This window comes from Patescibacteria group bacterium, from assembly GCA_041664365.1.
In the GTDB taxonomy this organism is placed as follows: domain Bacteria; phylum Patescibacteriota; class Patescibacteriia; order UM-FILTER-42-10; family UM-FILTER-42-10; genus JAHJEX01.
Genome location: JBAYKW010000002.1, coordinates 98,632 through 111,122, shown reverse-complemented (window position 1 = coordinate 111,122; position 12,491 = coordinate 98,632). Strand labels below are relative to the sequence as shown.

The window sequence follows — 12,491 nt, the reverse complement described above, 5'->3', positions numbered from 1 at the left end:
TTGAATAGGTAGAGGAGAGAATCTTTAGCAAAAATCGCCTTACGTCTGGATATTGCAACCTCAAATTATAGTATGCAGACGTAAGGCCTTTTTCTTGTAAGTTGTCCAACAAACAACGAGAAACCGCCTTTAACGATAGACGCGCGGCAGTGGCAATTCACCAGCACTGCCTTTGACAACCTACCCCACCCTGGGAGGAAAATAATGTTCAAGTTCCGCACGATTCTCATGGCCGTCATCCTGATGGCCGTCATGTTCATCACCGTCACCGCTTCTGCCGACACGGAGGTCACATTGACCAACGCTCAGCTAGAGCAGATCCTGAACTCCGGCAACGTCGCCACGGCCGATTCCATGACGATCACAATTCGGGTGATCGATAGAGATGCGGTCCCATCAACTTATACATTTTTTATGGAGGCAGCTATAATAGCTCTGATAATAATGGCCTTCGGTAACGTTGTGGCGATCTGCATCATACTGATCATGAAGCTGTTTTCGAGACTCTTCGGCAAGTGAACGCGGCGGTCCTATTCCTGGATCGCCATTGACAACCGCCCTCTCTGGGAGGAAACGAAGATGAAGTTCCGCACTCTGACCATGGCCGTCACCCTGATGGCCGCCCTGTCCATCGCCAACGTCTTCGCCGCGACGCCGGAGGTCACACTGACCACCGCACAGCAGGAGCAAGTGCTCCAGCTGCAGGCCGCCGGCAAGATCACCCAGGCCGACAGTCTGAAGGCTGTATTCACTGCCCAGACCACGCTCGACCTGCAGAAGGCAGCTGCCAGAGCCGAGCTCAGGAAGCTCGCGGCCAAGAAGCAGTCCGAACGGGAAGCCGTTTGGGCCAAGGCCGTCAGCAAGCTCACCTTCGAGGAGAGCATGCAGTGGGCGGCTGACGATTCCACCGGAAGTCAAGAGGAGAAGCTGGGCTGGCTCAACAACCGTTGGGTCGAAAGGTACGGCTTCAAGACCTTCGACGAGAAAGCAACCCTGGATGAAGTCCTGGATTCCATGTGGTTCCAGGTCAACGAACGTCGCGCCGCTGCCAAGCAGCGCATCGAGATCGACACGCGCGTGCGGGCCGCGATCAATCCCCTGCGGGCCGACCTGGAGGAGAAGATTAACGCCGGCGCCGACGCTGACGTCAAACTGGCCCAGATCATCGGCAACCTCAACGAGGAGGTCGTCGACCTGCAGGCCCAGATCGCCGAGATCAAGACCTGGCAGACCTCCGCAGATTCCAAGTTCGAAATTCTGCTGAACACCGCAAACGCCGGCCGCGTGAATATCGCGGCCTGTATGGAGGCCCTCAAGTACGCCAAGTACAATGGGTCGCCAGAGAACGCCAAGCATGCGGCGAAATTCGTCGCCAATGCGAAGGCGAACACCCAGCCGGTGACGTTCCCCGAGAACGACACCGAGTAGCTGCGAATCCGATTCGCAGCACCGCTCTTTCGGTCGAACCTCGTTCGACCACCCCTCGTTCCATAGAAAGGTTCCCATCTATACCAAGCATTACGTCTTGGCAACTTGCAGATGATCGGAACCTTTTTTCTTTACCAAAAACAGTAGGCGCGAATACGTATTCGCGCCTACTTATTATTTTGAGCCCTGCTTTTTATTATGCTTTCAGTTTACTCAACCTGGCATCAATCACTTCAATAATCGCGTTATTCCCCCTAGTAACAGCTGCTAACACTTCCGTATCGGATCCATAAGGAGGGTTAGCTTTAATTTCTTCAATCACTCCCCTGGCTCCTTCCCTAATATTTTCCAGCAAAGTCGTGTTGTTAATTTTTGCAATATCATCCAGACCAATACCGTCAAGCGCCTTTAATACTTCCGGCGAAACATTGTCCATATCTGATAGAATACCGGTTACCAGGTTTTCCATGGCAAGTTTGACATCCAGCGGTGATGCCGGAATTTCTACACTTGATTCTATGTTGGTAGGGATGCTTTCAGCCGGTGAATTTTTGAATACATCTCCATATATTTTTTCTGTGTGCTCGATCGCTCTTTCAATCTGCTGTCTCATGAATTCCGCTTCTGGCGAATTACCCTGACCAGCTGCTTGCATTGAACTCAATACACTGCGATGCAGATCAATCTTCCCGGCTTCCATTTCAACTTTATCAATATTTAATTGAATATCACCTTTTTTACCTGCCGCTTCCCAAGCGCTTTTAATTTTTTCCCTGAAATTATCCTGCAGAGAACCGGATTCACCGCTTGTAGATCCTTCTACATTAACACCCGTCACATTACCGGTATTATCATAAGTAAAACGCGCTGTAATTCCGTCTGGTGTTTTTACTGTTTCTAACTGATCACCGGCTGTTTCAGCTGCTGAACTTGCGTCAGGTGCAACCGGGATTTCAGGTGGCGTTGTGCCTAGATTCTCTGCGCCCTGAATATGTATTATCTTGCCCGCGGATGTGACTTCTTGTATAGCTTTTAAACCATCCGTATCTGTAACAATAACTCTCATATTTCCATTTTCCGTCATCTTAAAATCCACTGCTTGTGTCGTACCGGCATTCATATCTGGCCCCGGTTCAGGTATAAAGTCAATCTTATGAAGCAACTTATCACCGATAATTTGCCCGTTAAAAATTCTTATGCCATTCTGCCTCATAAAATGATCCGCTTCCGGCGTGGCTTTGATCGTCATACCTTCCGGTATTTCGGTCTTAGGAATAGGGTTGAGACTGCTGCGTGGAATTTCGCGCGCGCTGTCAGTGCTTTCGGCTGGTTTGGTATCAGTGGTATTATTATCAGGCGTTACTGCATTATCGGTAGTTTTCAAGTCCAACAATTCATCGTCATCATCTGCATCAGTTCCAACACTCGCATCCCCAATAATATCATCGTCAGTGTCATCCAAATTATTCGCTTCAATCCTTTGTGCCTCAATCCTATTTGCCTCTTCCAGCAGTTTCGCATGCCCGGCTTCGCTGTCCAGTGGTATTGGTTGATCAAAATGCGTATCGCCGATTCCAGATATCATACCGTGATCTACAGGTACAAGTTCACCCGCGAGTTTAAATGATCCAGTATTTTCGTCGTTGACTTCAATATTAGTAATGTTTTTATCAAGACCAGTTTGCTCTCCCGTATCATCAACCAAATCGTTAAACGCACGGGCTTCTGCATGCTCAATCTGCGCCTGATCCAGATTTACTTCCGCACCAATCGGCTTAGCCATATCCGCCCATGTTTCATTTTTAATATTATTTAAATATTCTATTGCACCGGAGTTACCTACATTATCTGCTGTAATAAGTTGCTCCGCATGAGCCGTTAATTTTGACAGAACTTCCTCATGAAACCCGGCAAAGTTTGTGATTGCTAATTTTCCATCCGCAACCGTTACGTATTTTGCAAAGGTTTCCGCAGAAACTCCTGCTATATCATGCCCTTCTGACAGCGCAGTCATGTTTGCACCGACATTTAAAATTCTAGCTCCTTCCAGGTTCGTAATCTCACCACCGATATTTGCATCATCCAGCGCCATACGGTAAAACACCTGCTCCAAAAATTTAGGAGCCCCTTCCTTGCCTAGATCAAGCGCAAGGTCAACTTTGGCATCCGCGGTTTCCGTCTGGAATCCGGCATGCTCAATTGACGGGTGTTCAATTGGGAAACGTCCGGCTAAAACAGCATCGTGTCCAATCAGTCCTTTACTCTCCCAGGCTGCTAAAAGCTTGTCTGCGTTTTCTTTATTTTCTCCGGCAAGTTCGGCAATAACCTTTTTCAATTCTTCCGGCGAAACCTGGCCTTCAAATGAGTTTACTCCTAATGCTTTCTCTAATCCAACAAGCGCTCGAGACTCCTGAATAGAATTAGCAATTTCGGGATGCGTGCCCTGCCAGGATTTAAGCAGTTCATCCGCCGAATCGGCATTTACTCCCTGCAATTGAGCTGCTACCTTTTGCACATCTTCAGGAGTTATACCATCCGCTGAATCTACTCCAAAGCTTGATTCTAAATTTATTATTCTTTGTTCATTTAACATCCAGGATGTAGGTTGTTCTGCTCCAACCAGCGGTTCTACCTTAGGAGGGATAGAATCTGTTCCTGCCACGGCATTTGAAGCAACTGCCTCACGCGGTGCACTCAAATTTTCACCGGATTTAGGAATATTGGTTTCAGCCGGAGCGCTGGGTTCCACCTGCGCGTCAGGAACCGCTCCCCCTTGGACTCCCGCATTTTTAAGTGCGTCATATTTCAAAGTCTCCGCTGTAATCGGTCCTGGTGTAGGCTCTACCTCAGCAACCTGGGCAACTCTGCTAGCTTCCGCCGCTGATATTGCACCCGAGTGTTCTGCGTGCGGTGTATTAAGTGCCGCAGTGTCTTCTGGAGTGAATGCCCCTGCTGAAGGAGCCACGCCCTTTGCCAAATTCTCTGATTGTGCAGCATCCGGTGCATGACCATGTAAACCTTTAAATAATCCAAAAGTTCGGTGGAATGTTTCTTGCCAATTTAGTGTTAATAAAACGGCTTTAGCAGCATCACCGCTACCGTTCATTACAGCAGTCCATGCTTTCTGAACCTCTTCTGACCTTTCTATCGCATGCTGAATTGATTTACTGAATGTACCCGAACCATAGTCTCTCACTTCATCAAAACCAGCCAATGCAATCATTGCCGGTACCATTGCCTTTGCCCAAGTACCCGCTACAGCCATATTTTTCTTTCTTCCTTTCTCCATACCTTTCAGTCTGCCTTGGCCAAACATCTCCCGAGCCATATCCCAGAGCCCATCAACAATCAGTTCTTTTGGTGTTACTCTTTCACCATCTTTTTTTGCATCGTGTAGATTTTTGAATCTTTCACCTAAAGCAATTGCACCACTTGCGGCGAGACGAATTGTAAATGCACCTGACACAACACCCACTCCACCCACCACCGTCTCTTTAACATAATCCATCTTCTTTGCTTTTTCCCCTACATTTTCATCCAAATCACTGCTGATCTCACCTTCAATTGCATGTTGTAAGGCATTTAACCTTCTTGCTTTTTCAGCGTCACGGCGATCAAGTTCAATATCAATATCTGCCGCCATTTGAGCATGTATTTCTGCTTCACCTTTGATCCACCTTTCTTCCAATAATCTAAGTCTTTCTTCCAGCTTTACTTTTTTTTCTTGAGAAAGAAATTTGGATTCTTTAATTTCTTTTCTCATTGAATTCATTCTTTGTTGAATTCTAACATCTCCTGTTTCTGATTCACCTACATTCAGCTGATCTAATCTCGCCCTGATCTGTTTTTTCTCATCTTCATCTGTCGTTGAATCTAATCTCTTCCTCAAATTTTTCTCCTCTGCAAGTATCCCCATAATCCTTCCAGCTTCGCTTAATCTGGCATTTCTTTTTGCCCATCGATCAGCAAGTCGAAAAGCCGTTCCGGCACCAAATAATTTAGTAACTCCAGCTGCAAATTTACCGGCGTTCCAGGCGGTCTCCTCCCATGCGCTCGCATGATCTTTTTCTTTTTGACTTATGTATTCACCTTTCCACATTCTACCCAAAATTGCACCCTTTTTTTCAGGTACACTGACATTCTCTTCTCCTAAATTTTGCCTGATTAGTGCTCCTAGTCGGGTTAAATCCACGGAACTTAAAGTGTCGTTTTCCGGTTTAGCATCTTTCTTTAGCAATTCCATTATCTCCGGATAATTGGGATTATCTTTATCCAATATATTCATTGACACGTTCTCCTGAAATTTTCTAACAAGTCCGGATCCGTCGCCATGATCTACACCAACAGAATTTTTGCTATATATTTCCCATCCCAGTTGCCTGCTAGCAATTTGATCCTGAAGCACTTCGTCTTTAAGCGGGTCCCCAATACGATATCTGGTGTCCTGTTGATCCGGATGGTCATTTATATATTTCTGTTTAGCCATATCCCAGTACGTCCAAGACTCGCTCTTGCTGTGGGTACTGGGTTCCAGATGTAAACGATACATTATATCATTAAATTTCTCTCGGATTTGAGTAACAATCGGTTCAAAATTTGGATCATCCTTGATGGATTCCAGTGTTGTTGCATAGGCATTTGCTTGTGCTATTGTTTCAGGCGAAACATCATCTGCATTTTCAGGAATCATATCCAAAAACATCAAATAATCTCTTGCCGTAGCATTTAATTCTGGAACCGTCTCTGCTTCAGGCGCTCCACTACCATCCGGAGTTGGGACAACAGGATCCGGCGTTACTGCATCTGCAGATACTGGCGCACCTTTTTTTCTAGAAAAAATTCTTCTCAATTTACTCCCACCTCGATCCGCTGCCGGCGTAGCTTGCGAATTAGACGTACCGGATTCCTCCCCTCGAGCTTGATCTCCCCCTGGAACAATATCATTCTCATCTTTTATATCATTAAAATCCGCATCAATGATAGATGAATTTCTTGGATTATATGGGCTTGTTGGTTCTGGCATATTTTTATAATTAAATGTCTTGTATCTTTTTTTGAATTTGTTTAATCTTTTCAGCACCTTCTTCATTTCCTATTTCAGCCTCTAGCGTCTGAAGCTCTTGTTCTGTTTTAACTTCTAGTTCCTGCATTTTTGCTGCATAATTTTTCTTTATGTCAAATAAGACCGCACGTAGCTTTTGAGTGTCTTCATTACTACCTTCTGTATATTGTTCGATCTGTGCCAAAACCTCTTTCAGTTTATCATCATCAATACGTAATATCATTTCTATTAGCATCAATTTCAAATCAGCGTCCAGCGGAGCACTTTTAATCATTTCCGCCGCCTTAACAAGTAATTTTGAATCAGGAGTTGCTTGCATTTTATTAATAGTTATTGGTCAATTTCTTTTTCAATATTATCAAGATCTTTCATAATAGAACCGGACAAATCATCCCGTTTAGAATCATATTTTTCTTTAACCTCACTGAGCTTCATTGCCAGTTCTTTATCTATATCACCACCACGCGCTACATTTTCGGTCAATAAACTAACCAATTCGTCTATTTGTTCCAAAGTCATATCTGGTATCAGCTGAATTATTGAAATCTGTACATCTTCCGGTAGATCGGATGATTGTAATAAAAGCACTATCTTTTTCCCAAGCGCGCGCGCTTCTTCCTCTAAATTTTCCCCGGTCTGCTGATTTGTATTATTATTCATATTGTTTTTTGAAATAATTTAAAAATAAATACCCTAACTCAAAAAGAGAGGGCATTTTTCGATTTCTATCTTATTTAATAAAAATAGAATCATGGATTCATATTTAACTTATGTTTATTTTTGTTTTACTTCGTTAGTATATCACATTATGTTGATTTTGGCAAGTGCATTTACTTAACTACTGCACTTTTTTGTGTTATAGTCTTTCGTATGTGGTTCACAACTCATGTAATTACCGGTGCCGTTATTAGCCAGAACATACCTTCAGTCCCGGCCATTTTTAGTGTATCTCTTATTTCTCACATTATAATAGATATCCTGCCACACGGAGACAATATTCTGATGGGTAATGATATGGAAGAACCGCTTCATGCCAAAATTGATAAAAAAAGAGAATTCTTCCTATTTGCTTTCATCGATGCCACTTGTTCACTTTCCGTGCTTGCTGTTTTAATATTTTCAAAAAAAATGGATCTGGGATTGCTATTCTGGGGAATACTGGGAGCGGTAATTTTTGATATTATTAGCAGCATTAATTATTTTGTCAGATGGAAATGGTTAAATAAGTTTGAGCGTTTTCATATTTGGTTGCATACACTCCTGACCAGGTATTTCAAAAAAGGCGATATTTCCCCCAAATTCGCCCTAGGTTTACAAATTTTATTTGTTGTTGTAGTATTAGGGGCGCTAGTCTACTAGCAATTTTTTTACCCTGGGCTCGTGGTGTAGATGGCCTAACACGTCTCCCTGTCACGGAGAAGATCGCCGGTTCGAATCCGGTCGAGCCCGCCAGTTAATTGAATAAACTTAAAAGGGGCGTCCTCGGAAAGGAACGCTTTTTATGTTTTACAGAGATGAAAAAGAAAAAAATAGATTCAGAATAATTATTATTTCACTTTACCCTATATTCCCTATCGCCTAATTTAATAAGAGAGTTTTACATAGTTATTTTGGTAATAATTAAAGCTGTAGCTAGACCCCAATTTTTTGACGTTTTTTGTTTTTAAAACAAAGTGATACAATATATCCATGAAGAACGTACTCATACTTGCCAATCCAAACGCCGGAGTAGAAGCATTATTTATGCTAGCTAAAATTAGTCTGCTTAACCGTCTGAAAAAAGAAGCTGTTTTTTATCAGATTTATGAAACAATCGAACAGGTGCCCGGCAAGATATTAAAAAGCCCGCTGGACAAGGTGATCGTTTTGGGTGGCGACGGGACCCTGCATTTTGTCACTCAATATTTATATAATAAAAAAATTGATATTCCAATTGCCGTAATCCCAACCGGATCGGGCAATATATTTGCACTGACCGTTGGTATCCCGATTACTATCAATAAAGCAATCAAAACTGCGCTTCATGGAAAACCGAAAAGAATCCCACTCGGAATCGTAAATGATAAACACCTTTTCATGATCAGCGTTACTACCGGGGTGCATGCGCAAATCATGGAAAAAACTCCGCGCTGGAGTAAAAAAATTATCGGTGCAGCCGCATACTACTTAAGACTGCCGCTCGATCTGGCGAATATCATTCAACATGAATATCAGATAACATTGGATAATAAAAAAACTATCCAGGGGAAAGCGAGTTCTGTTTTTGTCTTTAACGGCATGCCCAAAATTTCGCGTGGAACATTTTCTAATATGAATTTATTTTCTTCCAAACTATATGTTTTAATAGTAGATGCAATCGGTGCTAAAGAGATTGCCCAACTTTTTACATCAATATTTATACAGGGAAAACTTGCGCCAAAAGGTTCTCAGTTTTATGAAACCAAATCACTATCACTGATCACAAAAAATTCTTCTACCAGACTGGATTCGGAACAAAGCACTCTTAAAAACATGACTATTAAAACCATACCTGGCGTGGTACGGTTTATGTTACCAAAATAATTCATCTAGAATCAAAAAAGATGCGATCTGTTAACCGCACCTTTTTTTATATTCTTAATCCGCGTCAATTATTCTTAAGTTAGGTCCGCCGTCATCCCGGGGTAAAACAAGCAGTTCATCCCGTCCGTCGGCATCCGTATCACCGGAACTGATATTAACACCACTTTGGAAACTCTCACTATAGACCAGAAATTCCTTCAGTATTTCGGTTGCAGTTTTATTGAATACACGGACAATCGGTACAGCGCCGGAACCCACACCTACGATAATCTCGTCCTTGCCGTCTCCGTCAACATCACCGCCGGTCAGTGAAACACCACCTCGATAATTCGGACTAAAGGCGTAGAACCCCGGATTTAATTTTTTTACCAGATTAGGCTGGATGCTAAACATTTGAATATGCGGTGCGCCTGTAACCGGCCCGGTAAGAATCTCGAAGCGGCCATCATTATCGAAATCCAGGGTAATGGGCATTATCCCGTATCTGAACGTATTTTTGTCATAGGCAAAGAAATTTGCCAGAATTGTACCTTTTGCATTATGCACTGTTACTTGTGCTCCACCGCCCGGACCGGCCGTAACTACAATCTCATCTTTACCATCTCCGTTGACGTCCCCTCCGGCAATAAATGCACCACCCTTAAACAACCCGTCCAGAGCAAAGAACCCAGTGTCATATAAAGTACCATCAGAATTAAAAATTCTAATATGCGGTCTCCCGCCTGGTCCCGGGGCTGTGATAATTTCTTTTGTACCATTGCCGTCAACATCCCCGATCGCCACCCTGACACCGGAACGCAGATGAGTAGCATACGCGAAGAAAGATGCCAGAAGATTTCCATCAGCGTCAAATATTTTCACTTGTGGTCCAAAACCCTCCCCCGCACCAACAACAATTTCCGCTCTGCTATCACCGCTCAAATCAGCTGATGCGGAAAAGAAACCGCCCCGATACGCTTCATCATGGGTAAAAAATCCTCCACCAGCTACAACCGGCCGGTCACCGGTAAATGGAACCGGTCCGTCAATTGTATGCTCGATTTTCGGTATTTCCCCTCCCACTGATATGGCAAATCCCCGCTCCAGAATCCCTACCTGTCCGTCTGTATTTGTTACACTAATGTCATAATACCCCCCTGCCATATTGCCAAAAGGAATTTCAACCGCTATTTTTCCGCTGGATTGGATATACGCCGCGTTGGCATTATGTTCGCCAAAAGCAACCGTCGCTCCATGGCGGAAATTACTGCCAGAAACAAGAATCATTTTGGTTTCGGACGTGCTTCCAGCTATTTCCTGAACATCCGGGTAAGACGCGGAGATTTGTGGTGCGGGATTTGTGAATGGCGCATCTCCTGTTATATCAACAGAACGAATCAGATCATTCCATGAATCAGCCACATATAGACGTTTGCCGATCAGATCAACCGCCACCCCTTTAAGATTATTAAACTCAGCCAGGCTCTTGTCGCCATTTTTAAAACCTCTATTGCCTGATCCCGCGACCAGCTTTGTTACTCCCGTGCTTGTATTGATAACCCGTATGCGATGCGAGCCAACCTCTGTTACATATAGATTGCCGTCCGGAGCCCATTTCACATATTCCGGATAAGAGAATACTGCCTTTGTTCCGATTGCATCCACGTAGCCGGCATTTCCGGATCCAGCCACCGTTGATACCACACCGGTTGTAATTACTATTTTTCTGATGCGATGGTTATTGGTGTCCGCAACATAAAGGTTCTTGCCGTCTGAATCAATAGTAATGCCGAATGGCCTGTTAAACTTCGCCGACGCTCCGGTGCCGTCCGCAAATCCTTCCACACCGGATCCAGCGATTAAACTGGTCTGACCGTTCGAGATGCGGACTTTTCTTATTCTGTTGTTCCCGCTGTCTGTAACATACAAATATGCATTGTCCGGAGAAATAACAATTCCCGACGGGCTTTTGAAGTAAGCGCAACCGTCAACATCCAATTCATATTCCCCGACACATTTAGTTCCTTCCTGATATCCGTTATCATCTGTACCGGTCGTATTGATTAAACCGGCTCCTGAGATTAATGATGACTCAAAAGGAGAAGCCGTAAGATCAACCTTCCTAATCCGGTTATTCCACCGGTCGGCCACGTATAATGCAGTTCCATCGGAATTGATTGTGATCCCCTGGATGGCGCTGAATCTGACAGCCGGGTTGTTATCTGTGCCCTCACGGTAATTATCAACGCTACTCCCGATTACATGGGAGACTGCGCCAGTTGCCACAGTTATCTTCCTTATTTTATTATTCTCCGCCACATAAATATATTTTCGGTCAGCGGATAAAACCATGTCGTAAGGTCTGCCGAATAATGCGGCGGATGATGATCCGTTTTTATTGCCAAAACGTTCTTTCCCAGCGAATGTAACACTGGCTCCTCTTTCCGCATCACCCGAAATATTATTGAATTTTTCAATCGTACCGATCCCCATATTTGAAACATAAATATAATCTCCATAAGAAACCAGCCCTGAAGGATAATTGATTGAAGCCATGTTCGTATCCTCGGCAAATGCCGAGGTGGTTTTTGTTGTCAGATTAATTTCTCTAATCAGATCCGTATACCCGTCACCATCCGAAACAAACAACGTGTTATCATCAGCAAGCGCGACACCCCAAATATTTTCAAACTGAGCGTCAGATCCGACACCCTCCTTGTACCCTGGCGTGCCTGACCCGGCGATTGTCGTTATGGTTCCGCTTGACGCTCCGACACTGACAACTTTATAATCACCGCTGCTTGCAACATAAATGACAGATCCGGATGAATTGATCGCCATTTTTTTTGGACTGCTTAATCCGGATGTTAATGTTGTTACTGTACCGCCGGATGTTGAAACTTTTTTCAGCGCATTATTTCCCGTATCGGCAATATAAAGTGTACTCCCGTATACAGAAACGCCCTCAGGGTTACTTAGATCAGCACTGACCAGCGTAGTCACCGATCCGCCGGCAGAAATTTTCTTTATTTTATTGTTACCCGTGTCAGCAACATAGACATTACCGGAACCATCCACTGCTACTCCGCGTGGCAGAGCAAATTCGGCTACTGATTTTGAACCGATTACGTCACCATAAGATCCGGTGCCGGCAACTGTTGATACAATGTTAGATGTGTTTATTTTTCTGATTACGTTGTTATACGTATCGGCAATATAAAAATTACCGGATGAATCCACAGTAATATCTTCCGGAAAATCAAAGTAGGCGTTGACCGCCGAACCCCCGTCACCATCGTATATCTTTCCGACATACGTAGTAGTATCTCCATATGCCGCATTAACTGAACCGGGTGTTATGAGGGATATTATGAATAATAGCGCGGAAAAGGCTAAAAGTATGCGTTTTTGGCTTATATACATAATGTTTTATTAAGGAATTAAATACACACTCATTTTA

General features: G+C 44.0%; 8 protein-coding genes and 1 tRNA gene. 5 read left to right on the top strand and 4 right to left on the bottom strand.

The window, feature by feature from the left end; translation table 11 throughout:
- The first annotated feature begins 204 nt into the window (after positions 1–204).
- Both WCW66_02590 and WCW66_02585 read left to right on the top strand, forming a co-directional pair.
- Positions 205–519, top strand: a complete 315-nt coding sequence (locus WCW66_02590) for a hypothetical protein (protein ID MFA6391621.1) — start codon at positions 205–207, stop codon at positions 517–519.
- 60 nt (positions 520–579) lie between these two features.
- On the top strand, positions 580–1,428 hold the full coding sequence (locus tag WCW66_02585; protein MFA6391620.1) for a hypothetical protein: 849 nt from the start codon (positions 580–582) through the stop codon (positions 1,426–1,428).
- A 196-nt stretch (positions 1,429–1,624) separates the two neighbouring features.
- On the opposite strand, the gene WCW66_02580 is transcribed toward WCW66_02585, so the two are convergent.
- The 3 genes from WCW66_02580 to WCW66_02570 are packed head-to-tail and all read right to left on the bottom strand — an operon-like array spanning position 1,625 to position 7,150.
- Positions 1,625–6,451, bottom strand: coding sequence for a hypothetical protein (locus WCW66_02580; GenBank protein MFA6391619.1), 4,827 nt, complete (start codon positions 6,449–6,451; stop codon positions 1,625–1,627).
- A 10-nt stretch (positions 6,452–6,461) separates the two neighbouring features.
- Positions 6,462–6,809, bottom strand: coding sequence for a hypothetical protein (locus tag WCW66_02575; GenBank protein MFA6391618.1), 348 nt, complete (start codon positions 6,807–6,809; stop codon positions 6,462–6,464).
- A gap of 11 nt (positions 6,810–6,820) precedes the next feature.
- Positions 6,821–7,150 (bottom strand): hypothetical protein, encoded by a 330-nt coding sequence (locus WCW66_02570; protein MFA6391617.1) that lies wholly within the window; start codon positions 7,148–7,150, stop codon positions 6,821–6,823.
- Between the two features lie 210 nt (positions 7,151–7,360).
- Between WCW66_02570 and WCW66_02565 the strand changes: the two genes are divergently transcribed.
- The 3 genes from WCW66_02565 (at position 7,361) to WCW66_02555 (ending at position 9,052) form a co-directional block, all read left to right on the top strand.
- Positions 7,361–7,849, top strand: a complete 489-nt coding sequence (locus WCW66_02565; GenBank protein MFA6391616.1) for a hypothetical protein — start codon at positions 7,361–7,363, stop codon at positions 7,847–7,849.
- A 15-nt stretch (positions 7,850–7,864) separates the two neighbouring features.
- Positions 7,865–7,942 (top strand) — tRNA-Asp (locus WCW66_02560).
- 237 nt (positions 7,943–8,179) lie between these two features.
- Positions 8,180–9,052 (top strand): diacylglycerol kinase family protein, encoded by an 873-nt coding sequence (locus WCW66_02555; GenBank protein ID MFA6391615.1) that lies wholly within the window; start codon positions 8,180–8,182, stop codon positions 9,050–9,052.
- Between the two features lie 54 nt (positions 9,053–9,106).
- Here the strand turns inward: WCW66_02555 and WCW66_02550 are convergent, their stop codons facing one another.
- Positions 9,107–12,454, bottom strand: coding sequence for an FG-GAP-like repeat-containing protein (locus tag WCW66_02550; GenBank protein ID MFA6391614.1), 3,348 nt, complete (start codon positions 12,452–12,454; stop codon positions 9,107–9,109).
- Between the last annotated feature and the right edge of the window lie 37 nt (positions 12,455–12,491).

Excerpts from the sequence above, each read along its gene's own strand:
- WCW66_02550 (MFA6391614.1), bottom strand. The coding sequence starts at position 12,454 with ATGTATATAAGCCAAAAACGCATACTTTTAGCCTTTTCCGCGCTATTA.
- WCW66_02585 (MFA6391620.1), top strand. The coding sequence starts at position 580 with ATGAAGTTCCGCACTCTGACCATGGCCGTCACCCTGATGGCCGCCCTG.
- WCW66_02590 (MFA6391621.1), top strand. The coding sequence starts at position 205 with ATGTTCAAGTTCCGCACGATTCTCATGGCCGTCATCCTGATGGCCGTC.
- WCW66_02580 (MFA6391619.1), bottom strand. The coding sequence starts at position 6,451 with ATGCCAGAACCAACAAGCCCATATAATCCAAGAAATTCATCTATCATT.
- WCW66_02555 (MFA6391615.1), top strand. The coding sequence starts at position 8,180 with ATGAAGAACGTACTCATACTTGCCAATCCAAACGCCGGAGTAGAAGCA.
- WCW66_02565 (MFA6391616.1), top strand. The coding sequence starts at position 7,361 with ATGTGGTTCACAACTCATGTAATTACCGGTGCCGTTATTAGCCAGAAC.
- WCW66_02570 (MFA6391617.1), bottom strand. The coding sequence starts at position 7,150 with ATGAATAATAATACAAATCAGCAGACCGGGGAAAATTTAGAGGAAGAA.
- WCW66_02575 (MFA6391618.1), bottom strand. The coding sequence starts at position 6,809 with ATGCAAGCAACTCCTGATTCAAAATTACTTGTTAAGGCGGCGGAAATG.